This is a genomic window from Elongatibacter sediminis, from assembly GCF_037892215.1.
GTDB lineage: Bacteria > Pseudomonadota > Gammaproteobacteria > Xanthomonadales > SZUA-36 > Elongatibacter > Elongatibacter sediminis.
In genome coordinates this window covers 355299-379677 of sequence record NZ_JAZHOG010000003.1, presented here as the reverse complement: position 1 = coordinate 379677, position 24379 = coordinate 355299, and the positions used below count along the sequence as shown (strand labels likewise).

At 65.6% G+C, this 24379-nt stretch carries 23 protein-coding genes; 8 read left to right on the top strand and 15 right to left on the bottom strand.

What is annotated here, in order from left to right; genetic code table 11:
* Window positions 1-10: 10 nt before the first annotated feature.
* Window positions 11-613 (bottom strand): TetR/AcrR family transcriptional regulator, encoded by a 603-nt coding sequence (locus tag V3330_RS06540; protein ID WP_354694589.1) that lies wholly within the window; start codon window positions 611-613, stop codon window positions 11-13.
* 262 nt (window positions 614-875) lie between these two features.
* Here V3330_RS06540 and V3330_RS06535 point away from each other — a divergent pair, with 262 nt between their 5' ends.
* A complete protein-coding gene (locus V3330_RS06535; RefSeq protein ID WP_354694588.1) occupies window positions 876-1214 on the top strand; it encodes a tRNA-binding protein in 339 nt (112 codons plus the stop codon).
* Here the strand turns inward: V3330_RS06535 and V3330_RS06530 are convergent.
* The 7 genes from V3330_RS06530 to V3330_RS06500 all read right to left on the bottom strand — a co-directional run bounded on the left by V3330_RS06530 (window position 1206) and on the right by V3330_RS06500 (window position 8438).
* Window positions 1206-2450 (bottom strand): heme biosynthesis HemY N-terminal domain-containing protein, encoded by a 1245-nt coding sequence (locus V3330_RS06530; RefSeq protein ID WP_354694587.1) that lies wholly within the window; start codon window positions 2448-2450, stop codon window positions 1206-1208. The two genes, V3330_RS06535 and V3330_RS06530, sit on opposite strands and share 9 nt — an antisense overlap.
* Window positions 2447-3805, bottom strand: a complete 1359-nt coding sequence (locus V3330_RS06525; RefSeq protein WP_354694586.1) for a uroporphyrinogen-III C-methyltransferase — start codon at window positions 3803-3805, stop codon at window positions 2447-2449. Before V3330_RS06525 ends, V3330_RS06530 begins: the two co-directional genes overlap by 4 nt.
* A gap of 149 nt (window positions 3806-3954) precedes the next feature.
* A complete protein-coding gene (locus V3330_RS06520) occupies window positions 3955-4710 on the bottom strand; it encodes a uroporphyrinogen-III synthase (protein WP_354694585.1) in 756 nt (251 codons plus the stop codon).
* Window positions 4711-5025: 315 nt separating this feature from the next.
* A complete protein-coding gene (hemC, locus tag V3330_RS06515) occupies window positions 5026-5967 on the bottom strand; it encodes a hydroxymethylbilane synthase (protein ID WP_354694584.1) in 942 nt (313 codons plus the stop codon).
* Window positions 5964-6674 (bottom strand): LytR/AlgR family response regulator transcription factor, encoded by a 711-nt coding sequence (locus V3330_RS06510; RefSeq protein WP_354694583.1) that lies wholly within the window; start codon window positions 6672-6674, stop codon window positions 5964-5966. Before V3330_RS06510 ends, hemC begins: the two co-directional genes overlap by 4 nt.
* Window positions 6652-7710, bottom strand: a complete 1059-nt coding sequence (locus V3330_RS06505) for a sensor histidine kinase (RefSeq protein ID WP_354694582.1) — start codon at window positions 7708-7710, stop codon at window positions 6652-6654. The genes V3330_RS06510 and V3330_RS06505 overlap by 23 nt, the downstream gene beginning before the upstream one ends.
* Window positions 7707-8438: an alpha/beta hydrolase gene (locus V3330_RS06500; protein WP_354694581.1), complete on the bottom strand. Its 732-nt coding sequence runs from the start codon at window positions 8436-8438 to the stop codon at window positions 7707-7709. The genes V3330_RS06505 and V3330_RS06500 overlap by 4 nt, the downstream gene beginning before the upstream one ends.
* Before the next feature lie 64 nt (window positions 8439-8502).
* On the opposite strand from V3330_RS06500, the gene lptM reads away from it, so the two are divergent.
* The 3 genes from lptM to V3330_RS06485 are packed head-to-tail and all read left to right on the top strand — an operon-like array spanning window position 8503 to window position 10314.
* Window positions 8503-8781: an LPS translocon maturation chaperone LptM gene (gene lptM / locus V3330_RS06495; protein ID WP_354694580.1), complete on the top strand. Its 279-nt coding sequence runs from the start codon at window positions 8503-8505 to the stop codon at window positions 8779-8781.
* Window positions 8774-9616, top strand: a complete 843-nt coding sequence (gene dapF, locus V3330_RS06490; RefSeq protein ID WP_354694579.1) for a diaminopimelate epimerase — start codon at window positions 8774-8776, stop codon at window positions 9614-9616. Before lptM ends, dapF begins: the two co-directional genes overlap by 8 nt.
* Window positions 9613-10314 carry a DUF484 family protein gene (locus V3330_RS06485; RefSeq protein ID WP_354694578.1) on the top strand — a complete coding sequence of 234 codons (702 nt, stop codon included), beginning with the start codon at window positions 9613-9615 and terminating at the stop codon, window positions 10312-10314. The genes dapF and V3330_RS06485 overlap by 4 nt, the downstream gene beginning before the upstream one ends.
* A 101-nt stretch (window positions 10315-10415) precedes the next feature.
* On the opposite strand, the gene V3330_RS06480 is transcribed toward V3330_RS06485, so the two are convergent.
* Window positions 10416-12812: a M14 family zinc carboxypeptidase gene (locus V3330_RS06480; protein WP_354694577.1), complete on the bottom strand. Its 2397-nt coding sequence runs from the start codon at window positions 12810-12812 to the stop codon at window positions 10416-10418.
* 172 nt (window positions 12813-12984) lie between these two features.
* On the opposite strand from V3330_RS06480, the gene xerC reads away from it, so the two are divergent.
* Complete coding sequence (gene xerC / locus V3330_RS06475; RefSeq protein WP_354694576.1) at window positions 12985-13872, top strand: tyrosine recombinase XerC; 888 nt, start codon at window positions 12985-12987, stop codon at window positions 13870-13872.
* A gap of 4 nt (window positions 13873-13876) precedes the next feature.
* Here the strand turns inward: xerC and V3330_RS06470 are convergent, their stop codons facing one another.
* Together V3330_RS06470 and V3330_RS06465 are read right to left on the bottom strand one after the other, a co-directional pair.
* Window positions 13877-15388 (bottom strand): FAD-dependent oxidoreductase, encoded by a 1512-nt coding sequence (locus V3330_RS06470; protein ID WP_354694575.1) that lies wholly within the window; start codon window positions 15386-15388, stop codon window positions 13877-13879.
* Window positions 15389-15434: 46 nt separating this feature from the next.
* Window positions 15435-15992: a hypothetical protein gene (locus V3330_RS06465; protein ID WP_354694574.1), complete on the bottom strand. Its 558-nt coding sequence runs from the start codon at window positions 15990-15992 to the stop codon at window positions 15435-15437.
* 253 nt (window positions 15993-16245) lie between these two features.
* Between V3330_RS06465 and hslV the strand changes: the two genes are divergently transcribed.
* Both hslV and hslU read left to right on the top strand, forming a co-directional pair.
* Window positions 16246-16803, top strand: a complete 558-nt coding sequence (hslV, locus tag V3330_RS06460; RefSeq protein ID WP_354694573.1) for an ATP-dependent protease subunit HslV — start codon at window positions 16246-16248, stop codon at window positions 16801-16803.
* A gap of 1 nt (window position 16804) precedes the next feature.
* Complete coding sequence (hslU, locus tag V3330_RS06455) at window positions 16805-18145, top strand: ATP-dependent protease ATPase subunit HslU (protein WP_354694572.1); 1341 nt, start codon at window positions 16805-16807, stop codon at window positions 18143-18145.
* On the opposite strand, the gene V3330_RS06450 is transcribed toward hslU, so the two are convergent.
* The 4 genes from V3330_RS06450 to V3330_RS06435 all read right to left on the bottom strand — a co-directional run bounded on the left by V3330_RS06450 (window position 18133) and on the right by V3330_RS06435 (window position 22686).
* Window positions 18133-18708 carry a nucleotidyltransferase family protein gene (locus V3330_RS06450; RefSeq protein WP_354694571.1) on the bottom strand — a complete coding sequence of 192 codons (576 nt, stop codon included), beginning with the start codon at window positions 18706-18708 and terminating at the stop codon, window positions 18133-18135. The two genes, hslU and V3330_RS06450, sit on opposite strands and share 13 nt — an antisense overlap.
* Before the next feature lie 36 nt (window positions 18709-18744).
* Window positions 18745-19821 carry an XdhC family protein gene (locus V3330_RS06445; protein ID WP_354694570.1) on the bottom strand — a complete coding sequence of 359 codons (1077 nt, stop codon included), beginning with the start codon at window positions 19819-19821 and terminating at the stop codon, window positions 18745-18747.
* 128 nt (window positions 19822-19949) lie between these two features.
* Entirely contained in the window at window positions 19950-22217 is a 2268-nt protein-coding gene (locus tag V3330_RS06440; protein WP_354694569.1) for a xanthine dehydrogenase family protein molybdopterin-binding subunit, read from the bottom strand.
* A 1-nt stretch (window position 22218) separates the two neighbouring features.
* On the bottom strand, window positions 22219-22686 hold the full coding sequence (locus V3330_RS06435) for a (2Fe-2S)-binding protein (protein WP_354694568.1): 468 nt from the start codon (window positions 22684-22686) through the stop codon (window positions 22219-22221).
* A 212-nt stretch (window positions 22687-22898) separates the two neighbouring features.
* Here V3330_RS06435 and V3330_RS06430 point away from each other — a divergent pair, with 212 nt between their 5' ends.
* The gene (locus tag V3330_RS06430) at window positions 22899-24377 is read left to right on the top strand and encodes a pyridoxal phosphate-dependent decarboxylase family protein (RefSeq protein WP_354694567.1); all 1479 of its coding nucleotides are present in this window, start codon (window positions 22899-22901) and stop codon (window positions 24375-24377) included.
* Window positions 24378-24379: the final 2 nt, after the last annotated feature.

Below are 24379 nucleotides of genomic sequence, written 5' to 3'. Positions count from 1 at the left end.
GGGTTGGCATTCAAGTCAGGCGCGAGGCATCGGCCTGCAGCCCGCCGATGATGAAGTTCCAAAGCTGCCGGGTCAGTTCGTCCTGCTTCGGGCGGGGTCGCGCGGTCAGTGCCTGACCAATGGCGCTGCGCAGCCCCCCGCAGATCATCGCGCTGACCAGCATCGGGTTCAGTTCCGGCGGCAGCTGACCGCGGGCCTGGCCCTTGACGATATTGCTGGCCGCCAATTCCACCAGCCGGGTCCAGTACTCAGCCTCGCGGGCGGTTACCTCGGGATCGCGCGCCAGCCGGGAAATGACCACCGTGGCCAAATCATTGCGGTAGAGAAAGCGGATCAGGCGCGACAGCCGCAACTGCTCCCGTTCGGCCCAGTCGCGGGTCGCGACGTCGCTCAGCACCACGGTGGCGTGAACCTGCTCGTAGAACTGGCCCACGACCGCGGCGATCAGCCCGGCCTTGCTGCCGAAGTGGTGGTACGGCAGCCCCACCGACACCCCGGCGCGGCGCGCGACATCCTGCAGTTCGAAATCGCCGTCGCCGGCCACCAGCGCATCGGCCGCGGCGGCAATCAGGGCCGCTCGGCTGCGTTCGACTCGCTGGGTTTGTTCGGCCATAGGTCCGGTGATTTGCCCGAAATATTTACTTGACTGAATTCAATTCAATATATTCGAGCCAGGGTCGCGGGTCAACAGGCGTCTCGATGGTCTGCGCGAAGCGGTTGGATTTCACCGGCTGGCACGGCGCCCGGGCGAACCATCCGTATCCGGGACGGTACCGTGCGTTCCCGCAGGCGGCCCGGCTTTCGCTGCATTAGAATGCACGGCTTCGTCCCAACGGTTGACCGCCACCACTTAAGGCGGTCCGAATGGCCAGACCATGAACGAAATTACATTCGACGACTTTCTCGAAGTGGAACTGCGGGTTGGAACGGTGGTTTCCGCGGAGACGTTCGAGCAGGCCCGCAAGCCGGCCTATATTCTGCACATCGACTTCGGAGAAGAACTGGGAATCCGCAAGTCCAGCGCGCAGATCACCGCGCACTACCGCCCGCGGGAACTCGTCGGGCGCCAGGTCGTGGCCGTGGTGAACTTTCCGCCCAAACAGATCGGTCCGATCCGCTCACACTGCCTGGTGACCGGCTTCCACGATGACCGTGGCGACGTCGTGCTGTGCGTGCCCGACCGGCCCGTGCCGCCGGGTACCCGATTACTCTGAACCGGCGCTGGCAGTCGACCCTTCGGGTTGCGGCGCGTTCAGCCTTGCGGTCTCCGCCGGTAAAGGCAGGGGCGATTCACCCTGACTCACGCGCAGCGCGTTGCGGAAACAGGTCATTGCGACCTCCAGCTCGCCCTTTCGCTCCAGCAATTGCCCCAGCGAATCGTATCCGCCGATGGTGGGCTCCAGTTCCAGGCTGCGAATCATGTGGTGACGCGCTTTGCCCCACAGCTCGTCGCGCGCGCACAGCCGACCCAGGGCCAGGTGCAGCGCGGAATCGTCGGGATGGTCCTTGAGCCACTTTTCGCACTGCTTCATGCGCTTGTTAGTGTCGGTGGCGGCCGGGTCACCGTAGGCCAGCACCAGTGCCGGATCCCATTGCTGACCCAACGCGGTGCGCAGCACGCTTTCGGTCAGGTCGGGACTGCCCAGCCGGGAAGCACGCACGGCGTAGGCCCGAACCGGTACCGGTTGTTTGCGCATGGCCCGCGGCAGCGCCTGCCACGCCGATTGCAGGGTTTCGAGGTCGCCAGCCTGCTCCAGGCTGGCGGACGCGGCCCGTTCGCGCATCGCGGTGGCGCGTTCTTCGTCGAGCAGTCCGGATTTTTCCATCAACGGCAGCAGCTTGACCAGATCCTGCCAACGGCCGAGCTCGCGGTAACAGCGGGCCAGCAGTTCGAGCACCTGGCTATGGCGCTTGCGCCTTGCCTGCAGGGCTTCCAGCACGGTCACCGCCTCGTCATATCGCCCGTTCTCGACCATCAGCCGCGCGCGGGTCAGCTCCACCAGGAACCGGGTTTTCCGTCCTCCGGAATCGGCCTGCTCCAGGTAGTACTCGGCCCGCTCTTCGGCATCCTGGCCATCGGCCGCCTGCGCCGCCGCCAGGTAACGCGCCGTGGTGCGGCCTTCCTGGCTGGCGGATTTCTGCAGTGCCCGTTCGGCGGCCACCCAATCACCTTCCGTCAACGCCAGCAGGCCTTTTTCGAGCTGCTTCAGCCCACGCTGCTCACGCAGGCGCCGCGCGCTCTCGGCCGGCATCCGCCACAGGCGGGCGGCCAGCCAGAACACCATCCAGGTCACCAGCACCGCAAGCACCAGCACCAGCACGCTCATCTCCACGGTCCAGCCCCACACGCGGATGTGAACCATGCCGGGGTCGTTCAGGAACACCGGGGCCAGGGCGGCCCCCAGCAGAGCCAGACCGATGGCGACCAGCAGCAGAAACGCGTTCTTCATCGGCGACCGGCTCCGCGCCCTGCGGAATCCCCGGCATCACCGGGATCTCCGGCATGACCGGAATCCACCGAAGTTCCGGAGTCTGCAGGGTCTTCAACCGCGCCGTTCCCGGCCCCGGCTTCGCCCGGTCCCGCCCCCGGAGGCTGAGCCTGATTGACGGCCGGCGCCGCGACTCCGGCGCCGCGCATGGCCCGCAGGGCCGCCCAGGGCGCGCCGATGTCCGGCAACGGCGGATCGACATCCAGTTGCGCGGCCGACTCCAGTGCCTGGAGAACGGCTCGTGTGTGCCGGTCATCGGGCTCGAACCAGCGTTGGATGGTGGCGCGAGCGCGTTCCAGCGCGGACTCAAAAACCGCCGCGTCATGCCGCATGGCAGCCAGCCGCACCCGCTCGATCTCCAGCCAGGCGCGCTGACGGATCAGGGTCTGATCGGCCAATGCCGGCAGCAATTCGGATTCATCCGAGGTCCGGCGAACGGTGACGAGACCGGACAGTGCCGACTTCAGCCGCGCCCACCAGCCGTCCTCGTTCGCGGCGGACGAATCGCCGGACACGCCCGCCTCACCCCGGAACGGCAGACGGGCCAGCCGATCCTGCACACCGTCGAGTTCGCGATCCAGCACGGCGGGGTCCGGCAGATCGATCACCGCGATTTCGCGACGCGCCGCCGCGATTTCCCGGCGCAAACCGCTGAACAGGGGATTGTCGAAAGCCGCGACGTGCGCGTCGGCAAGCGCCAGCGCGCGGTCGGCGGTTCGCACATCGCGAAACAGTTCCAGGCGCTCCTGCGCCAGGCGCAACAGATAATCGAGTTCAGCCAGGTCGGCCTCCGCCTGGGCATCGAGCCCGCGGGCTGCGACGGCATCCAGCCGGGATTCCAGTCCCGACAGGCGGGCGTTGGTGCCCTCCAGCGACGCCTGCAATGTGCGCGCCCATGCCGTACGCTCGGCGCGAAACGCCCGGGCCTCGGAAGCGTCTTCCTCGAGGCGGCGAAGCCGGCCATCGAGTGCCGCGAGCTGCGCGGAGCCATCCGAGTCGGACGCCGCCGCCAGATCGCTTTGCAAGCGCTGCAAACGCTGGTCGAGACGGGCCTCGAGCTCCCCGATGCGATCGGCCTCATCCGCCTGGCGCCGGGCGCCCTCTCCGGCGGCCTGGAAATCGGTCCACCACAACCAGCCGCTGGCGGCCGCGGCGCCAAGCGCCAGCAGCAAGGCCAAAACGGCCAGCCCTCGCCCTGGGGACTTACGCCGGGCCCCGTCCGAAGACCCGCTCGCAGCGGATTCCTTCGCGGTATCGGGCTCGGTGGCGTCCGGCGAGTCCGGCCGGGTCGGCTCCAGTGGATTCTCGACATTCATGGCTGCAGCCTTTCAGGCAACAACCGATACGGTTTGGGGCATCGGTACATGTCGTGACGCTCGCAATTGAGATACTGGCCAAGGATAAGGTTAGTGTACTGTCCTGGAAATACCTTGCCTAATTCGACACGGCCGCGCACGTGTCTGGGTCAACTGAGTGCGTTTATCGTTTTGACCAGATCGTCGTTGGTCGGACCGGCCGCCAGGTGAACCCGTTGCGGTTGACACGAATGCGCAACCCGGGCCAGCCGATCCGAAACGACAATCCATTCGCCCGCGCAAATGCGTTTCCAGACGGGCTCCGGCAGGCGCTGTGACAATCCGCGCAGGGTATCGGCGCTGGTGAACACCGACAAAATCGATTCGGCCCGTCCCAGCGCTGCGACCACGTCCGGGTCAAGGTCCGCGGGCTGGCGCTGGTACACCAGCAGCAGGTTCGGCCGATACCCCCGCTGCCGCATGCCTTCGGCCAAGACTTTGCGCCCACCGGGAGCGGTGACGATGAACGCTTCGGACGTTACCTGCCCGGGTGCGTCGGGAATCAGTTCCAGCAGATCTTCACTGGTATGACCCTGGCCGGGCCGGGCAGCCACCACGATACCGGCCTCTTCCAGGCGACTGGCCGTCGTCGGGCCGATGGCCGCGACCCGGCACTGTGACAGTGGGGAGTGTTGCAGGCGCACAAGCCCGTGTTCGACCGCTCTGGGGCTGGTGAAAATCACCCATGGCCGTGTGCCGGAAGCAGTGCAGTCCGCCAGGCGTCGAACGGGCTCGGCATCGGGCTCACGCCCGCGAAACGCGTGAGCCGGCAGGACCAGGACCTGCGCCGGGTGGGAAGCCAGCATGGACGCCAGTTCCGCGCCGTCTTCCGCCGGACGGGTGATCAGGATATGGGAAAACGCCATGCATCAGAACCCGGAACTCGGGGGCGACAGTCTACCATGTCCGGGTGGACGCTTCGGTGCCCCGGATCCGTTCGGGCAGGCCCGCACCGATGCTGACGAGGCAACGCAGAATGCCCGGACCAGGCTGGCATGTGCCGAATGTGCATGAGGGGCTTGCGTGTTGGCGTTGGCAGTAGGTATGCACACCGCAAACGCATGCGCCTGGGCTTCGGTCCGGACCACACAGCCCGCCACACCGGTCGAGGAAGCCCGCACGAACACCCCGGTGTATCACGAACTGCTTAGTACGAACTATATCGTAATCATTTGGAGGGGTCAATGCGCAGCGGACTCGGAAAGTGCGGAGATGATTTCCCTCGCCCCCTGATCGAGCAGATCTCCGGCCACTTCACTGGCCACCCGGTCCGCATCGGACGGCGCGCCGGAAGCGGTGCAACGCAGGACCCGGCGGCCATCGGGACTCCCTACCAGCGCATCGACGGCGAGGTGGTCACCCTCGAAGCGGGCGAATACGGCCAGCGGGACCTGACAACTGCCCTCCAGCCGCCGGGCGATGGTCCGTTCGACCCGGGTCACCGCTGCGGTTTCAGGGTGTTGCAAGGGCGCGAGCAGACGGGCGGCCGAACCATCGTCAGCCCGACGCTGCACCCCGATCGTCCCCTGGGTCGGCGCTGGCAGCCAATCGGGGGCGGCCAGCACTTCGGTGACGCGCTGCTGCAGACCCAGACGTTCCAGGCCGGCACAGGCCAGCACGATGGCGTCGTAATCGCCAGCGTCCAGCCGGCCGATGCGGGTGTTGATATTGCCCCGCAGATCGGCGATTTCCAGGTCTGGCCGCAGGGCGCGCAACTGACACTGGCGGCGCAAACTGCTGGTACCGACCCGCGCCCCGGAAGCCAGACCGGCCAGACGGTCCGCGGTCCGGCCCAGCAGGCCATCGAACGGATTCGCGCGTTGCAACACGGTATCGACCGGCAGTCCTTCGGTTTCCACCACCGGCACATCCTTCATGGAATGAACCGCCAGGTCCGCCCGGCCATCCAGCAGAGCCGTCTCGAGTTCTTTCAGGAACAGGCCTTTACCACCAATTTGGGCCAGGGGGCGGTCAAGCACGCGGTCACCCTGGGTCACGAGCGGCAGCAATTCGACTTCCAGACCGTCGTGCAACTCACGCAGCAGCGCGGCCACGTGATTGGCCTGCCACAGCGCGAGTTCGCTGCGGCGGGTGGCGATGACCAGGCGGGCGGAGTCAGTCAAAGCTCGACCAGCAACTTGCGCAGAGCGGAAACATTGCGGCGGCTGACTTCGGGCCGCTCGTCCGTGCCGCTGAGCACGACGACGGCATGCCCTTCCGGACTGCGTTCCAGCCCGCGCACATGCCGGCGAGACACCAGGGCATTGCGATGGATGCGAAAGAAGGCATCGGGAAAACGCTGTTCCAGAACCGTCAGTGAATCGTCGATCACGGTTTTCCCTTTCTCGTGCAACACCGTGGTGTATTTGTCTTCGGCCATCAGGCAGATCACGCGGTGAATCGGAGTCAGAAGAACCTTGCCGCCCACGGTGGAGCGCAGGTACTCGACCTCGCTGTTGGCCCGGTCGCCGATATAGCGGCGTGCCCGCTCCAGCGCCTGGGACAGCCGCTCGGCACGCACCGGCTTGACCAGGTAGTCAACGGCCTCGGCCTCGAAAGCATCCAACGCCTGGTTCTGAAACGCGGTGCAGAAAATAATGGCGGGCTGCACGCCGCCACGCTGCAGAGCACGGGCCAGACTCATCCCGTCCATTCCCGGCATGGATATATCCAGCAGCACGATGTCCGGCTGCAGGTCGATGATCGCGTCCATCGCCTGGTTGCCAGTAGCAGCCTCGCCGACGATCACATACGCCGGCAATTTCTCGAGCATGCGCCGCAACCGGTCCCGCGCGGGCGCTTCGTCATCAACGATCAGTATGCTTGACATACGGAAGGCTCAACACGACATAGAACTGTTCGTCATTATTGTACGTTACCAGACTCGCGCGCGAACCAAATGCCAGTTTAAGGCGTTCGCTGATGTTGTCGAGGGCGATGCCGTGCCCACCGCGGTGCGATTCGGGTGGCGCCACCGGATTGGCTATGGTCACCACCACCTGGTCGCCTTCCGCCCGGCCGTAGACGGTCAGGCGGCCGCCCTGGGGACGCGGCTGAATGCCGTGACCCACGGCGTTTTCCAGCAACGGCTGCAGAATCAGCGGCAACACCGACGCGTCACCCGGCAATTCCTCGACCCGCCAGTCCACATCGAGCCGCTCACCAAGCCGACGCCGTTCCATGTCCAGGTATTGCCGGGCGAGTTGAAGTTCCTGCTCCAGCGGTATCGGCTCATCGGCGCGGCGCATGCTGCCGCGAAAAATATCGGCGAGGTCTTCAATCGCAGTTTCAGCATTTTCCGGGTCAACCGGAATCAGGCTGGCAATGGTGTTCAGGCTGTTGAACAGAAAGTGTGGCTGGATTCGGGCCTGCAGTGCCTGAACGCGCGCCTCCGACTGGGCCAGCAGTTCGGCCCGCCAGCGCGCCCGCATCAGCAGATAGCGAAAAAAGGCCAGTGCCATCAGCCCGACGGCACAACCGGTCTCCAGAATGAATTCTCCCGGATCCTTCAGCGACAGGTCCAGGTCCAGGATCACCGCCGCCCTCCAGGCCGCGTGGCTGAAGGCCACCGCCAGCAATACCGTAAGCAGCCAGATTCCGATCCAGGCCCCGCGCGGAGACAGGCGGGCGATCCATCCGCTGGTCACGCAAAGCCCGGACGCACAGAACAGGGAAAGCCACTGGGCATACAATGAAGCCAGCCCTAACCAGGCCAGCCCGGGAATGCCGGGTTTGCCGAAACCGACCAGCAGTACGGCCAGTTCGGTGATGCCCATTACCGCCAGCAGCAGGCGCCAACCACAGAACGAGGGGGGATAAACGCCGGCGGCATCACGGCGCGAATCCAGCCCTCGCGTAAGGCTCACCTTGCCGCGTCCCCGTCCAGCCGCCGTCGCATCCAGTCAGCGACGTGCGCCAGTTCATCAGCGCTCACCGAGTGTGGGATCGGATAGGCGCGCCACTCGACGGCGTAGCCAAGGGATCGCAGCGCGGCGGCCGCCTGCTCGCCCATTGCGAACGGCACCACCGGATCGGCCTGACCGTGCCCCATGAACACCGGCAGGTCACGATTTGCCGCATGCACCCGGGCACCGAGACGGTCGCCCTGCAGCAGATAGGTGGAAAGCGCGACCAGGCCAGCCAGTCGCTGTGGATAACGCAGGGCCAACTGGATCGCGATGGCGCCGCCCTGGGAAAAGCCGGCCACGATCACCCGCTCGGACGGGATGCCGCGCTCGCCCTCCCGGACCACCAGATCGGCAACCTGGCCAATGCTGGCTTCGATGCCCGCCTCATCCTGGTCGCGCGCCGCGCCCCCGAGCGAGACGATGTCGTACCATGCCCGCATGCGCATGCCGGCATTCACCGTCACCGCCCGTTCGGGCGAGTGCGGGAACACGAAACGCAGGGGTGGCGCGCCGCGCCACGCCAGATGCGGAACCGCCGGCTCGAAATCATGTCCGTCGGCACCCAGCCCGTGCAGCCAGATGATGCTGGCCACGGGGTCCGGTCCGGTCTCGACCTCGACGGTCTCCAGCGCCGGCAGGCCTGCGGTTCCGGGCCGCGAGAGCCCGGCTGAATCGTCCTCAGTCATGACGTATAGTGTATCAGCCTCGTATTCCGATCCGCGCCGTAAATCGTAGCAGGAGCCATCGCCCATGAGCGGACCATTCCGACCCGCGGCCCGTGCCGTAACGCTGACCGTACTTCTCGCCCTGATCAGCATTCCGGCCCTCACGGCCTGTGGCCAGCGCGGCCCCCTGTACCTGCCCGGGGACGGCACACCGGCACGGCCGGTTTCCCGGCCGGAACGCACGCCGCCCCCGTTGGAAAGCGAGTCCGAATCGGGCAGCGACGAATCCATGCCGCAGGCAGGCGAATCGCACGCGGACGAAGTCTTCACCGACGACTTTGCCACCGAAGACGATGATGGCTGAACTGCGTTTCGACAAGATGCATGGCGCGGGCAACGATTTCGTCGTGCTCGACCTGCGTGCCGTGGAACGCGACATCGATGCCGGCACCGCGCGCCACCTGGCCGACCGTCGGCGGGGGGTCGGTTGTGACCAGCTACTGATCGTGCGCCGGCCGCAAGCCGCGAACTCCCTGGCACGGTACGAGATCCGCAATGCCGACGGCAGCGCCGCCGGGCAATGCGGTAACGGCGCACGCTGCATCGCACTCTACCTCGCCATGCGGGGAGAGACGCCCGGCGACCCGTTCATCCTGGAAAGCCCCGCCGGGCCGGTCGAAACGGTGCGGTGCGCCGACGGCGAATTCGAGATCGACATGGGTGAACCGGTGTTCGAACCCGAACGCATTCCGCTGGCGCTCGAGGCAACCGGCACCCGCTATCGCATCGACTCACCCTGGGGCGAACTCGCCTTCGATGCGGCCTCGATGGGTAATCCCCACGCGCTGATTCAGGTCGAAGACATCGAACAGGCCCCGCTGGAAACCACCGGCGCCTGGCTGGGCCGCAATCCCGTTTTTCCCGAGGGCTGCAACGTGGGTTTCACCCAGATCATCGACCGGCAGAACATCCGCCTGCGCGTGTTCGAACGCGGCGCCGGAGAAACCCCGGCCTGCGGCTCCGGCGCCTGTGCCGCGGTTGCGATGCTGCGCAGAAAAAACCTCGTCGATGACACGGTCAACGTTTTTCTACCCGGCGGACATCTTGTGATAAAGTGGCGCGAAAGGGACCGGGTGAAGATGAAAGGGCCGGCCGTTCATGTCTTTAGCGGAAGTCTTCGTTGGAACGATGAAACATGAGTGACGATCAGGTATCTCTCAAGGACGTTGTCGCCCGCTTCCTGCGGCGCAACCCCGGATTCCTCGATGACTATCCCGACGTACTCGAAGTTCTGCAACTCCAGCACCAGTCCGGCGCCGCCGCTTCACTGATCGAACGGCAGGTCGAACAACTGCGCCAGAAGAACGAGGAACTCAACCGTCAACTGAACCGGTTGGTCCACGTGGCCTCCGAGAACGAACAGTTGATGTCGCGGTTGCACCAACTCACCCTGGAGTTGATGGCCATCCACGATCCCACCGCATTTTTCGAACACCTCGGGCGCAGCCTGCTGGAAGACTTCAAGGCCGACATCCTGCGCATCTGCCTGTTCGATCGCGAAACGGCCGCCCTCGCCGGCGGCGACGTGCGCTGGGTGGATCCCGAGGACGAAGCGCTGCAGCAATTCCAGGTCCACCTGGAAAAAAACCACACCGTGTGTGGACGGCTCAGCGAAAACAAACTGGGGTTCCTGTTCGACAACCGCGCCCAGTGGGTGCAGTCCACCGCCCTGGTACCGCTGGGAGACAACGGAAGCCTGGGCATGATGGCCATCGGCAGCAGCGACCCGGCGCGATTCTATCCCGGCATGGGCACCCTGTTTCTCGATTTGCTGGCCGACGTCATCGCCAGCAGCCTCGCCAACGTTCAACCCCAGGCGCAACGCCGCTCTGCCTGAACGCCCGCCCGGGCGAAGCACACAACCGCATTGGCTGAGTGCGCCAGGCGCGAACCTGCAACCACGCCCGGCTGCATCACGACAACCGATGTATTTTCCTGTTACCGCGGTGGCACCAGCAGGGTGTTGTAAAGCCACTGTGTGGTGGCCGGCCACTGGCCACGAAACGCCGGTGCGATTCCAAACAACATGACCTGCCCCGCGCCGTGTCGCGCATGAACGATGGCGGCATGACCGCTTGCCGCGGATAGAACGCGGGTGTCGGTGAACGACTGTTCCGCAGGCCACTCGCGGGCGCCCGCGTAGCGGGCCACGGCCTCGGCGCTACCCGCGCCCACGTCGAACGCAAAGCCTTCTTCGGGGCCACCCGGCGGTGCGGCGAAAAAAGCCACCAGCGGCGCCTGGACATCGACACCCGTCCACAGCGGCGATGCCGGCGCGACCGGCTGCAGGCTCACCTGCCCCATTCCGACCGCCGCGGGCACGGCGGCGGCGTCGCTGATCGCCAGGTAATCTGCGCCCGCCAGGGCCGCGCCACCGTTGCCGAGACCGACATACAGGCCGCCGGCGGAAACGAATTCACGAATCGCGGCCAGGCCGGCGTCGCCGAGGCCGGCCGGATCCTGCGCCCGTTCCCACGGCGTACTGCGTACCCGGTCATCTCCGCTCCAGCCCGCGACGATTTCCGCGGCCGACCCGGACGGCACCAGCAATGCTGTCACGCCGCGCAGCCCTGCTCCCGATCGAAGCGCCGGTCCATCGACCAGCCGATAGCGAAATCCGCCCTGCTCCAGCACCCATGCCAACTCACCCCAATCCGCCCGTGGCACACCCTGGCCGGCGTAGAGCGCCACCGTCCCGGCACGCACCGGCACACCGGGTCCGGCCAGCTCCGAAACACCCATCAGGTCGGCGCCGTTCACCCGCGCCAGCCAGGCCAGTGCGCCGCGGTCACCCTCCAGAAGATACCGCCCGGCGACGGCCCGGGCCGAAGTTGCCGCGCCACTGTGGATCGCGGCATTGATCACCCGGGTACCGGCCACGGACGGGGCCACCGAGAAAACACCACCCTGCGCCGGCGGGGCCATCGGGGGCAGCAGTGCCGCCGACAACCTGGCCTCGCGGTATGCCGCCCGTTCCCCGTCGCTCATGGCATCGGAAACCACAGCCTGCAAGCCCAGGGCCGGCGGAACGGCATTGAGCACCGACCGCACGGGCGCCAGCAGATGCCGGGCCATTTCACCCTCATCCTGGGCCAACGGCACCACCAGGGCCGGCCGCGGGGTGTCCACCCGGTACGCCTCGATCGCGTGCAGATCCAGCAGTTCGAGCAGCCGCTCGATGCGGTCGCGCGGCTGTCCGTCCAGGGGCACGGCGACGAAGCGGTCACCGATTTCCACCAACCGGTCGCGGCGGCGCTCGTACACCGCACGCGCGAACCGTTGCCGGTCTCCCGCCACCGCCTCCAGGGTCGCCAGCACCGCACTGGTTTTCTGCGCGACCCGGTCCTCCCAGGACTGCGCCCCCGGGGTGCGGGCGCTTTCCGTGATGAACGAAGCGACGCCGTGAAGACTGGCCATCAGGTTGAGGCGCCCGGCCGAGCCCACCACCGGATTGAGGCCTTCACCGCGCGCCGGCAGCGGGGCGAAACGGTTGTCTCCTGTCGAATCGAACAGGGTTTTGAACCCCAGTTCCCGCCAGCGCGCGGCGATTGCCGTTCCCGCCACCGCGATCGCATCGCGTGACGCCGGATGCTCTTCGACGTCGAAACCGGCGATGAAGGGCTCGACGAAGGCCACTTCGTCCAACCGCACCCCCAGGCTGTAGACGTCCTCGTGGTGATCCACGGCGACCACGGGACGGTAGCGCAGCAGGGTTTCCACCACCGCGCGCGATTCCGGCTGCGTCGCGTGCACGAAGTCCCGGTTGATCAGGAAGCCCCGGGCATTTCCGATTCCGGAGTTGCCGTTGGAAAGCGGCGTGCGCCGCCATTCACGCATCGCCGCCGCGCGGCCGTCGGGATTCATCAACGGTACGATCAGGGCGATGGTGCCCGCCAGTGCGCGTTTGACAGCCGGACCTTCATCGAGGGCCAGCGTGCGCGCGGCCGCCACCAGACCTTCCACCGTCGAGGCCTCGTTGCCCCACGAAGCGCCCGCGAAAAGGACCGGCAGACGTGCATTGTCCAGCAGTTCCGCGAGGTTCCGCTCCACCAGCCGGGCCGGCCCGATGCCGGCACGGTCGATCCGCGGCCCGGCCCGTTCCTTCGCGGCCGCCCGGTGAACCTCCAGGTGCTCAAGCACGTCCGGCTCGGCGATGATGACCAGGGGTATCGGCCGTCCTTCGTGACTGGTGCCGATGATCTCGACACGCGCACGCGGACTCTGCTCGATCACCGCCAACTCGCGCGCCAAAGCGGCATCGTCGAGCAGGGCATCGGCCGGTGGTTGCGTGACCGGTGTCAGGGCGAGAAGCGCGGTGGCGACGAGATGAAGCATGGCGGGTTCTCCCAGAGTTGTTGTTCGATGTCCGCGTTGTTGTTTGGCGTTCGCAGGCGGGTCGGGTCACCGAAGCCTACCCGGATACTTGCCGGCGTGAAAGCGCACCCTCGGGTTCCCTGCCCCGGGCCGTTCCCGCCCGGCCCGGGTCCGGGCGGTGTATGCTCGGGGCATGGAATCACTGCGACGCCGGTTTCTCGATCACCTGCGGGACGAACGCGGCCTGTCGAGCCGAACCATTGACGCCTACGCCCGCGACCTGGGGCGCCTGCAGGCCGAACTGGCAGAACATGGCATCGACGACCCCGCGCGGGTTGGCGAGCACGAGGTGCGCGCCTTCGTCGCCCGCCTGCACCGTCGCGGACTGGGACCCCGGTCGTTGCAGCGCCTGCTGGCGGCCATCCGCAGCTTCTATCGCTGGCTGATTCGCGAAGGCCACGCACGCGCCAATCCGGCCGCCGGCATCCGCGCACCCAAAGCCCCGCGCAAACTGCCGGCGACCCTGGACGCCGACATGATCACCCGCCTGCTGGATTTCGAAGCGCAAACTCCACTGGAAAAGCGCGACAAGGCCATGATGGAGTTGTTCTACTCATCCGGGCTGCGCCTCGCCGAACTGGCCGGATTGACCTGGGACCGGATCGATTTCGCGTCGGGCATGGTCACCGTGACCGGCAAGGGCAACAAGACCCGCGTCGTGCCCCTCGGCCGCATGGCGGCGCAGGCCTTGACGGCATGGCGCCAGGAACGCGCGAGCCTGTGCGGCTTCAGTGAGCCGGCGGTCTTCGTCTCCAACCGCGGCAGGCCGATCGCGCCGCGCAGCATCCAGTCGCGGATTCGTCACTGGGCGCAAAGGCAGGGGCTGCCACAGAACGTCCATCCGCACCTGTTGAGGCACAGTTTCGCCAGCCACTTGCTGGAATCATCCGGCGACCTGAGGGCGGTGCAGGAGTTGCTCGGCCACAGCGACATCTCGACCACGCAGATCTACACCCATCTGGACTTTCAGCACCTGGCCCGGGTTTACGACAAGGCACACCCCAGGGCGCGGAAAAAATAAGCCTTCAGACGATACGCAGGCGGTTCCAGTCGAAATCCGGCTGCCGGAATCGCTCCAGCGCCTGCTCCGCGGTGAGTGCCTGGCCGGCGCGAGCGCGCACATCGGCCTGGTGCTTGCGCCATCCGGCCTGTTCTTCGTCCGTGAGCCGCGGCGGCCGTTCGGTCGGCACTTTCATGCCCAGCAACATGTTCATGTAGCCGTCGAAGCCGAAAATGCTGCGGTCGCCGACCATGCCCAGCGACAGGATGGTCGGGCCGGCTTCGCGGTAGTAATCCACGAAGTCCCGGGCACCGCCCAGCGAGGTTTCCGCTCGGGCATGCCGCCAGAACGCCGAGTCGCTCTGCCGGTTGAACTTGTAATGCAGGGCCAGGAAATCCCGCACGTCGTCCCAGCGTGCGCGATACCGGTGATTCTCGAACTCGCGCATGGCCGGAGACGGATCGCCGCCGCTGTCGATCAGGGCCTTGGTCACGAAACGCAGCTGCTCGACGATGAGTTGCAGGGCAGTGGCTTCCAGCGGCTCGACGAACCCCGAGGCGTTGCCGATGCCGATGACGTTGCGCACCCAGAAATTCTCGTAGCGTCCCGACGGGAACCGGATCGTGCGCAGATCGTCACCGAGTTTCGGGTTTTTCTCGCGCAATTCGCGCACGGCTACGTCGTCGGAACAGAAAGCCGAGGAGAACACGTAGCCGCGCGTGATGTGTTCGGTGAACTCGATGTTCCAGCACCAGCCGTGTTCCATCGTGTTCGCCTTGGTATAGGGAATGATCGGCGTGTCGCGCCGCCAGGAACCGACCACGGCCGAATCGGCGAACAGGGCATCGGCGTAGGACACGTATTTTTCGCCCATGGCCTCCTTGAGCAGAACCGAACGGAAACCCGAGCAGTCGACGAACACGTCGGCGCCCATCTCGCCACCGCCTTCCAGGCGCAGGGTCTCGACGTCACCGTTTTCGGCCTGGACCACTTCACGCACGCGGCCGTCGATGATCTCCACCCCCCGGTCGGCCGCTGTCTGCTCGAGAAAGTTCAGAAAGCGCTGATTCTCGATGTGATAGCCGAATCGCTCAACCAGCGTGACGCGCCCCGCGGGGTCGACGAAAACCGGTGCGCGATGCTGGTCCATCAGGCTGTAACTGAGACCCGAATCCTGCATGTCGTGCAGGCAGTAATACAGGTTGGGCTGGGGCAGTTCGGGACGCTTGTTGGTCAGAAAGGAATCAAACGGATAATTGAAATGCGCCCGGTCGGGCGATCCCCAGTCCAGCCGCTGACCGACTTTCCAGATCGGCCGGACCGCGTCGTAAAACGCCTTCCGCTCGAGCCCGAGCGGCCCATGGAGAAAGGCGGGCAGCGCCCGGGTGGTCGACTCGCCCACACCGATGGCTGGAATGCCCGAGGAATGCAGTACGGTCACCTGCACACCGGGCAGGGTTGCGCGAAAAGCGAGCGCGGACAGGAAGCCCGCCGAACCACCGCCCAGTACCACCACGCTTTTGATTTGTGTTGTCATTGTCCTGTTGAGGTGCCGCAGTGGCCGCCATTCTAGCGCAGCCGATTCACGCCGCGGGCGGGCGGCGGCGGATCGCCAGGGCGGCAAGGCGGATCCCCAGCCAGTAACCGGCATAAGCCGTGATCAGCCACAACAACGCGGACTGGCCGCGCAGTTCGCCCAGCCAGTAAACCGGCCAGGTGATCGCGGCGACGAAATTCATGATGGACTGGATGATCACGTTGACCAGCAGCCCGATATCGAGCCGCGCCAGAACGTCGAACGGCGAGCCGGACCGGAACAACCAGTCAGTCACCTCGGAAACCTCGATGCGAACGAAAGTGATCAGGGCCACGACACCGTAGAATCCCCCACCGAACTCGAGCCACTTTTCGTGCGCCGGAGAAATCTTGCCGGTACCGGACTTGCCGGACCCGTTTTTGCGGGCCGCCTTTTTCCCCTGTTTGCGCTTCTGGCTGAATTCATCCACCTCGTGATGGAAGCGCCCCAGGTCCTCCGGACTGCGCAGATGCCCCGTGCGCAGCAACCCGTAAACCAGCGCGAAGCTGGCCAGCCCGACGGACAGACCGGAATGCAGAACCGCGTTGAACATCTCCGGCAACACGAATTCAGCACCCGGGCCCAACGGCCCCGGCGCACCGCGCAGGACGGGGTTCGGCCATGGCCGAAGACAGTAAAGGCACGGCCTGCAGACAGCCTGGATTCATGGTTTCACGGTGCGGCAGCGAATTCCGGGCCATTCTAGCGGCAACCGCGGCCGAACGCCGCCCCCGGCTTGCAAACCCGCAGCCACGTCCCCACGTTTGCCGAACCACGAGAGCGGTCGTCACTCGGCCCCAACGCAGCCAGGAAAACCCATGGAACAGTATCGCGGCACCACCATTTGCTCCGTGCGGCGCGGCAACCTCGTCGTCATGGGCGGCGACGGCCAGGTCACCCTGGGCAACACGGTCATGAAAGCCAATGCCCGCAAGGTCCGGCGCCTGTACAAAAATCAGGTCATCGCCGGATTCGCCGGCGCGACTGCCGACGCCTTCACCCTGTTCGAGCGCTTCGAGGGCAAGCTGGAGAAACATTCCGGACAACTGGTTCGCGCCGCGGTGGAGATGGCCAAGGACTGGCGCACCGATCGCATGCTGCGCCGCCTCGAAGCCCTGCTCGCCATCGCCGACAAGGACAATTCCCTGCTCATTTCCGGCAACGGCGATGTGATCGAACCCGAGCACGGTCTCATCGCCATCGGATCGGGCGGTCCGTTCGCCCAGTCGGCCGCGACGGCCCTGCTCGAACACACCGAAATGGACGCCGAGGCCATCACCCGCAGCGCACTGGAAATCGCGGCCGGCATCTGCATCTACTCGAACACCAACCTGACCATCGAGAAGCTCGAGGCGAACCCCGGAGAATCGGCCTGACATGTCGCAGATGACCCCCCGTGAGATCGTCCAGGAACTGGACCGGCACATCATCGGCCAGTCGGACGCAAAACGCGCCGTCGCGATCGCGCTGCGCAATCGCTGGCGCCGCATGCAGGTGGACGAAAACCTGCGCGCCGAAATCACGCCCAAGAACATCCTGATGATCGGGCCGACCGGCGTGGGCAAAACCGAAATCGCACGCCGCCTGGCGCACCTGGCCAATGCCCCGTTCATCAAGGTCGAGGCCACCAAATTCACCGAGGTCGGCTATGTCGGCAAGGACGTGGAATCCATTATCCGCGACCTGGTCGACACATCGGTCAAGATGACCCGCGAGCAGGCCATGGCCAGGGTGCGGTCGCGCGCGCAGGATGCCGCCTACGACCGCGTGCTGGACGTGTTGCTGCCGCAGCCGAAAAGCCGCGTGGGTTTTGCCAACGAACCCGAACAGGAAGACCCTTCACTGGACAAGACCCGGCAGAAACTGCGCTACCAGCTGGTCCACGGTGAACTGGACGACCGCGAAATCGAATTCGATGTCAGCGCCCAGGTCGGCGTGGAAATCATGACCCCGCCCGGTATGGAGGAAATGGCCAGTCAGTTGCAAGGCATGTTCGCCAACCTCGGCGGCCAGAAGCAGCAGAAACGCAAGATGAAGATCCGCGACGCCCTGCCCATCCTGGTCGAGGACGAAGCGGCCCGGATGGTTAACGAAGAGGAAATCAAGCAACAGGGCGTGGACAACGCGGAGCAGAACGGGATCGTATTCATCGACGAACTCGACAAGGTCGCCAAACGGTCCGAGCACGCCGGCGCCGACGTTTCCCGCGAAGGGGTTCAGCGCGACCTGCTGCCCCTGGTCGAAGGCTGCACGGTATCCACCCGCCACGGATCGGTTAAAACCGACCACATGCTGTTCATCGCCTCCGGTGCATTTCATTTGTCCAAACCCTCGGACCTGATTCCCGAACTGCAGGGCCGCCTGCCCATACGCGTCGAATTGCGCGCCCTGGAAGTCGAAGACTTCACCCGCATCCTGACCGAGCCGGACGCGTCGCTGACCGAACAATACCGCGCTCTGATGGAAACCGAAGGCGTGAATCTGGAATTCACCGGGGACGGGGTCGAGCGCATCGCGCAGATATCCTGGCAGGTGAACGAGTCGACCGAGAATATCGGCGCACGCAGGCTGCACACCGTGCTGGAACGGCTGCTCGACGTGATCTCGTATGAAGCGCCGGATCGCTCGGGCGAAAATTTCCGGATCGACGCCGCTTACGTTGACGAGCATCTCGAAGCGCTGGCCGGTAACGAGGATCTTTCGCGCTACATTCTCTGAAGGTCTTCCGGCGTATCGAGGTCGAAGGCCGCGTTTGGCGTCGGCACCACGATCTGCCGGCCACGGAATTTGCGCAGGACCGGGCGTGCGCCGCTGTCGCCGCCCAGTCGCGCCAGTGCCCCGAACAAGGCGCGGGGAAACAGCGTCGGCGGTCCACGCTGATCATCCCAGCCCGCCAGGGCCACCGCAGCCGGATCGTCAGACCAGGCCGCCGCGATGGCCTGCAGGTCATCGCGCCCGATCCGGTATTGGTCGACCAGCAACAGCAACATTCCCCGCACCCGCTCCGGCATGGCCGCGGCACCACGCGCGATCGACCCGCCCATGCCCAGGGACCAGTCCGGGTTAGGCACGATATCCACGTTCAGGCCTTCCAGCGCGGCATCGACTTCCGGCGCTCCCGCGCCGGTGACCACCGTGACGCAGACCGGATCGAGTGCGAGCAGCATCCGCGCCTGGCGGCGCACCAGCGGCTCACCGTCGTATTCGACCAGTTGTTTGGGCTGACCCAGCCGGGACGAACCGCCGGCGGCGACCAGCAAGGTTCCCAGGGAATCAAACAATGGGGGAAAATCGGGCACGGCCGGCAGCGGCCCGGATCACTTGCGGCCTTTGCCGGTCAGCGCGAGCCCGTCACGCAGGTTCAGCACCGCATGAATTTCAGCGGCGATGGACAGCGCGATGCCCTCGGGCAGTTCGGCACCGATATCCAGCCCCACCGGGCCGCGCACCGGCAGCTCCTGGCATTCCGCCATGTCGCGCAACCGGTCCCGCCGGGTGGTCGGACCCAGCACACCGAGGTAGGCGAGGCCGCCGGAGGCCGAGACCGGCGCGAGTTGGCGCAGGTAGTCGGCATCGTTATCCAGGTTGTGCGACATGATGACCGCCGCGTCCAGACCTTCGAGCTCGACGTGCTCTTGCAGTTGTGGCGGCCGCGTCTGCACCACCTCGCAACCAGCGGGGAACCGGTCCGGACGCGCATAGGCCGGCCGGTGGTCCACCACCGTGCAGTGCCAGCCGAGAGCGTCGAACTGGCGGGCGACGGGAACGGCATCCGGCCCGGCGCCGCACAGCAGCACACGAGGCTGCGGCGGCACGTTGATCAGCATCGCGCCGGCGCCGTCGTGCTCCGCTTCCCGGTAGCGCCAGCCGGGCCAGGTTTCGGCGGCATGGGAACGGCACAGTTCCGCCAGTGATTCATGCCCGAATTGCCGGCCCGCGGCATCGATCAAACCGATATCCCCCAACGAAAAGCCGGTCTCGCCGGGACGGCACACCAATCCGATCAACACCGAATCACCCGCCTCCAGGCTGGAACGGATCCAGTCCAGCATGGCGCAATCCCCGGGGGGATCGAGGCGCTGCAGCAGAAGGTGTATGACACCGTCGCAGCCAATGCCCAGCCCCCAGACCAGGTCTTCACCGGCGTGCATGTCGTACGTGACGGATTTTGGTTCGCCCGAAGCGAAAACCTCGTCGGCATGATGCAGCAGGTCACCTTCCAGGCAGCCGCCGGAAATCATGCCTTCGTATTCATGATCGGGAGCGATCAGCATCATCGCTCCGGGCTTGCGGTAAGTCGAGCCGACGATACCGGTGATCGTCACCAGGACCAGTGACTCGTCGTCGCGGTGACGGTTGTAGAATTCCAACAGGGCAGTGGTGCCGAGATGCATGGGGGATACAGCTCCAGAAGAGGGCAAATACGGTCAGCGGCCAATTGTACCGCGCCGACCGGCACCATGACGAGAGGCGCCGCCCCGTTTGGGGCAGCGCCGTTTCGTGAGCCGCCAGGCAGACGAATTCAGCTCATCGCGCGTTTGAGCTGATCGAGCAGGGGCAGTTTGCGGATGCGCACACCGCTGGCGGCGAATATGGCGTTGGCCAGGGCCGGCGCCAGGGTCGGAATGCCGATCTCACCCATGCCCGTGGGCGTGTCGCCATAGGGAAGAATGTGGGTCTCGACCGTCCTGGGAACATCCGCCAGGCGCAGCAACGGATAGTCGTCGAAATTGCTCTGCACGATCTGCCCGTTCCGCACGGTGATTTGCTGGTTCAGTGCCGTACTGAGACCGTCGCAGGTACCGCCCTGCAACTGCGCCTCGACGCCCCGCGGGTTTACCACCAGTCCGCAATCCACCGCCGCGACGATGCGGTCGATTCGGAGATCCCCCCGGTCACCCACGGTGACCTCCACGGCATGGGCCGCATAACCGCCGAAGGTGAAATGGGAAGCCAGGCCCACACCACGGCCTGCCGGACGCGTGTCGCCGTAACCGATTTCATCCGCGATGTGCCGCAGCAGGCGTGACAACCGCCACGGATTGAACGTCGGGCCGCCATGCTGGCCGTAGGGCAGTTCGCGGTTGGCGCCATACAGATCCAGCCGCAACTGCAGGGGATCCTGCCCCGTGGCATGCGCGACCTCGTCGATGAACGACTGCAGCACGAATGCGTTGGCGGTATGCGCCGGTGCACGCCACGAACCGCGGGGCACCCCGGACTGCACATCGAACCACTCCAGCCGCAGGTTTTCCACGATCCCGGCCGGAAAGTCGTCCACGTAAAGCTCGGCCTCGAACAGCTTGTCCGGCTCCACGCCGGAGCGCCGGTAGTACTTGCTGGCGCTGGCCAGTCGCTGGGTCCAGGCGGTAATCCGGCCGTTCGCGTCCACCCCGGCCTTCATTTCGTGCAGGCCCGAGGGACGATAGAAGTCGTGCTGCACGTCATCCTCGCGGGTCCAGACCAATTGGATCGGCAAACCCGTTTTCTGCGAAATGACGGTCGCTTCAGCCACGTAGTCATTGGTTAGCCTGCGCCCAAAACCGCCACCGACCCGCGTCATGTCGACCGAGATGTTCTCGCGCGGAAATCCCGTGACGCCGTGCGCGGCCCGATTGGCACCGCTGGGCATCTGGGTGGGAGCGATGATACGCACCCGGTCGCCGCTGACATGCGCGAAACAATTCTGCGGCTCCAACGGCGCGTGATTGACGTACGGAAGTTCATAACGGGCTTCCACCACGGTAGCCGCCGCCCCGAGTGCGGCGTCCAGATCTCCGTCATTCCGCACCACCTGTCCCGGCTTGTCCAGCAGGTTCCGGCACTGCGCCCAGAAACCCTCGGTGCTCTCGGCGGTATGGGGTCCGCGTTCCCACTCGATTTCCAGCGCTTCACGACCCTTGAAGGCCGCCCAGGTCGAGGTCGCGACGACGGCGACACCGGTGGCCAGGATGTGAAACGGCGCACCGGGCTCCGGACCCTCGACGACAACCACGTCGACCACACCCGGAACGGCCCGGGCGGCACTGTCATCCAGGGACGCCACGGTTCCATCCAGCCAGGGCGAGCGCTCGATGGAGGCGTAACGCATGCCCTCCACGTGGGTATCAATGCCGTAGCGGGCTTTGCCGGTGACGATGTCGCGCGCATCAATCACGGATTGCGGCGTGCCGACGATGCGGTACTCGGCGGGATTCTTGAACGTCGGCGGTGATTCTGGCACGGGCAGTTCGGCGGCCTCCGCCGCCAGTTCCGCGTAGCCGAATCGCTGCCCCAGCGATTCACAGACCACGAATCCCGGCTCGGTCCGGCACTGCGCGGGCTCTATCTGCCAGCGATTGGCGGCGGCCTGGATCAGCAGGCGCCGTGCCGTCGCTCCCACTTCGCGCAGGTAGGGCCAGGCGTCCGTGATGCTGGTGCTGCCGCCAACGCCCTGCCCGCCGTATTTCCAACTTGCGCCGTCCGGCGTCACCACGATCCCCAGCGGCATCTGCTCGATGCGCACCCGGCTCCACTCCACGTCCAGTTCCTCCGCCACCAGCATGGGTAGCGAGGTTCGCACACCCTGGCCGATTTCGGGCTGTGCCACGCCGATGATCACATCACCATCCGGCAGAAGCTCGATGTAATGACCGATTTTCGCCGCGCCCCCACCGGCTGCGCTTGCCATCGCATGGAGGGCCGGCGAGCCCACCAGCAGTCCGCCGGCGGCCGTCGCCCCACTGATCAAAAACCGTCGGCGCCCCAGATCCACTTCGGTCAGGCATTCATTCCGTTCACTCGCGGCCATGTCAAACCCCCTCCCTGACCAGTTCAGCGGCGCGCCGCACGGCTTTGCGGATGCGGACGTAGGTGCCACAACGGCAGATGTTGGTCATGCCGGCATCGATGTCGTCGTCGCTGGGATCCGGCTGGCGCGACAACAGGTCGGCTGCGGCCATGATCTGGCCCGCCTGGCAGTATCCGCATTGCGGGACATCCTCCTCGATCCAGGCCTGTTGCACCGGATGCAGTCTTTCATCATCGGGCGCCAGCCCTTCGATGGTGGTGACGGTCTTATCCGATACGGCGGATACCGGGGTAACGCAGGAACGCCGCACGCGGCCGTCGATGTGCACCGAACAGGCGCCGCACTGGCCGATTCCGCAGCCGAACTTCGAACCGCGCAGATGCAGATGATCGCGCAACACCCAAAGCAGCGGGGTGTCGCCCTCGCCGTCGAACGTGACCGGATTACCGTTTACCTGGAAGGAAACCATTGCAAAAACCTCCTGATGTCACTGACCGGAGAAAGTATACGAAGACGTATCCACGAGCCGGCAAGCACCGGGTCCAGCAGAAACTCTGGCGCGATAAACCGGGCACCGGCTTCACATCCGGGCCGAAGACAGGTCGATCTGTGCATGGGCCTAACGGTGTGTTCGTGCTTCAATACCCTTTTGCCTGACGAACAATCCGGAGCCGAAACCCGATGGACAAACCCATGGAAACCCTGGACCCGCGTGACTGGGATGACATGCGTGAACTGGCGCACCAGATGGTGGATGACGCTGTCGACCTGCTGAAATCCGCTGGTGAGGGTCCGGTATGGCAACCCGTGCCCGGCGAAGTGCGCGAGCGTCTGCGCGGGCCGGCTCCTCGCCAGCCCGAATCCCTCGAGGCCATCTACCGGCAGTACCTCGACGACATCCTGCCTTACCGCATGGGCAATATTCATCCTCGATTCTGGGCCTGGTACATGGGGAACGGGACCCTGACCGGAGCCCTGGGAGATTTTCTCGCCTCGGTGATGAACTCCAATGTGGGCGGCGGCAATCACTCGGCGCCACTGGTCGAGGCCCAGGTGATCGACTGGATGCGCGAAATCGTCGGATTTCCGCCGGGCTCGAGCGGACTGCTGACCAGCGGCGCATCGGCCGCCAACCTGATCGGACTCACGGTGGCGCGCAACACGGCCGCGGGCTACGACGTACGTCACGAAGGGGTGCGGGCGGCGCCGGGCCCGCTGGTCGCGTACGCTTCCACGGAAGTCCACAGTTGCAACAAGAAAGCCGTCGAGACTCTGGGGCTGGGCAGCGACGGCCTGCGTGGTATTCCGGTGAACGACGATTTCAAGATCGACCTCGACGCCCTGCGCCACAGTATCGATGCCGACCGCAAGGCGGGCGCCGTGCCGTTCTGCGTGATCGGCTCCGCCGGCACGATCAACACCGGCGCGATCGACGACCTCGAAGCACTGGCGGATTTATGCGAGTCGGAAGGCTTGTGGTTTCACATCGACGGGGCCATCGGCGCGGTCGCCGCCCTGGCCGACAACGTACGCCCCCTGCTCCGGGGCATGGAACGGGCCGATTCCATCGCTCTGGATCTGCACAAGTGGATGCACATTCCTTTCGAGGCCGGTTGCGCACTGGTGCGCAGCGAAACCGCCCACCGCGAATCGTTCAGCCTCACCCCGGAATACCTGGCGCACGAAGCCGAGGGCCGCGGACTGGCTTCGGGCAAATACTGGCCCAGCGATTACGGACTGCAACTGTCGCGGCAGTTTCGTGCCCTGAAAGTCTGGATGTCGATTCGGGAACACGGGCTGGACCGGTATGGCCGCATGATCGCCCGCAATGTCGAACAGGCTCACTATCTCGATCGGCTCATCGAAGCCGACCCGGCACTGGAACACATGGCCCCGACCGGGCTGGACATCGTCTGCTTCCGCTTCAATCCGGGAGGCATGGCCGAGGAGGCACTCGACCGCCTGAACCAGGACATTCTGACCGAATTGCATGAACAGGGTATCGCCGTACCGTCCTATTCGACCCTCAATGGACGCTACTGTCTGCGCGTCGCGATCGCCAATCACCGCAGCCGCGACGAAGACTTCGACCTGTTCGTCCGCGAACTGCTCCGTATCGGGCGGGAGCTCAGCTCAGACCCGCCACACGGTTCGACCTGACC

Excerpts from the sequence above, each read along its gene's own strand:
- V3330_RS06540 (WP_354694589.1), bottom strand. The coding sequence starts at position 613 with ATGGCCGAACAAACCCAGCGAGTCGAACGCAGCCGAGCGGCCCTGATT.
- V3330_RS06535 (WP_354694588.1), top strand. The coding sequence starts at position 876 with ATGAACGAAATTACATTCGACGACTTTCTCGAAGTGGAACTGCGGGTT.
- V3330_RS06530 (WP_354694587.1), bottom strand. The coding sequence starts at position 2,450 with ATGAAGAACGCGTTTCTGCTGCTGGTCGCCATCGGTCTGGCTCTGCTG.
- V3330_RS06525 (WP_354694586.1), bottom strand. The coding sequence starts at position 3,805 with ATGAATGTCGAGAATCCACTGGAGCCGACCCGGCCGGACTCGCCGGAC.
- V3330_RS06520 (WP_354694585.1), bottom strand. The coding sequence starts at position 4,710 with ATGGCGTTTTCCCATATCCTGATCACCCGTCCGGCGGAAGACGGCGCG.
- V3330_RS06510 (WP_354694583.1), bottom strand. The coding sequence starts at position 6,674 with ATGTCAAGCATACTGATCGTTGATGACGAAGCGCCCGCGCGGGACCGG.
- V3330_RS06500 (WP_354694581.1), bottom strand. The coding sequence starts at position 8,438 with ATGACTGAGGACGATTCAGCCGGGCTCTCGCGGCCCGGAACCGCAGGC.
- lptM (WP_354694580.1), top strand. The coding sequence starts at position 8,503 with ATGAGCGGACCATTCCGACCCGCGGCCCGTGCCGTAACGCTGACCGTA.
- dapF (WP_354694579.1), top strand. The coding sequence starts at position 8,774 with ATGGCTGAACTGCGTTTCGACAAGATGCATGGCGCGGGCAACGATTTC.
- V3330_RS06485 (WP_354694578.1), top strand. The coding sequence starts at position 9,613 with ATGAGTGACGATCAGGTATCTCTCAAGGACGTTGTCGCCCGCTTCCTG.
- V3330_RS06480 (WP_354694577.1), bottom strand. The coding sequence starts at position 12,812 with ATGCTTCATCTCGTCGCCACCGCGCTTCTCGCCCTGACACCGGTCACG.
- xerC (WP_354694576.1), top strand. The coding sequence starts at position 12,985 with ATGGAATCACTGCGACGCCGGTTTCTCGATCACCTGCGGGACGAACGC.
- V3330_RS06470 (WP_354694575.1), bottom strand. The coding sequence starts at position 15,388 with ATGACAACACAAATCAAAAGCGTGGTGGTACTGGGCGGTGGTTCGGCG.
- hslV (WP_354694573.1), top strand. The coding sequence starts at position 16,246 with ATGGAACAGTATCGCGGCACCACCATTTGCTCCGTGCGGCGCGGCAAC.
- hslU (WP_354694572.1), top strand. The coding sequence starts at position 16,805 with ATGTCGCAGATGACCCCCCGTGAGATCGTCCAGGAACTGGACCGGCAC.
- V3330_RS06445 (WP_354694570.1), bottom strand. The coding sequence starts at position 19,821 with ATGCATCTCGGCACCACTGCCCTGTTGGAATTCTACAACCGTCACCGC.
- V3330_RS06440 (WP_354694569.1), bottom strand. The coding sequence starts at position 22,217 with ATGGCCGCGAGTGAACGGAATGAATGCCTGACCGAAGTGGATCTGGGG.
- V3330_RS06435 (WP_354694568.1), bottom strand. The coding sequence starts at position 22,686 with ATGGTTTCCTTCCAGGTAAACGGTAATCCGGTCACGTTCGACGGCGAG.
- V3330_RS06430 (WP_354694567.1), top strand. The coding sequence starts at position 22,899 with ATGGACAAACCCATGGAAACCCTGGACCCGCGTGACTGGGATGACATG.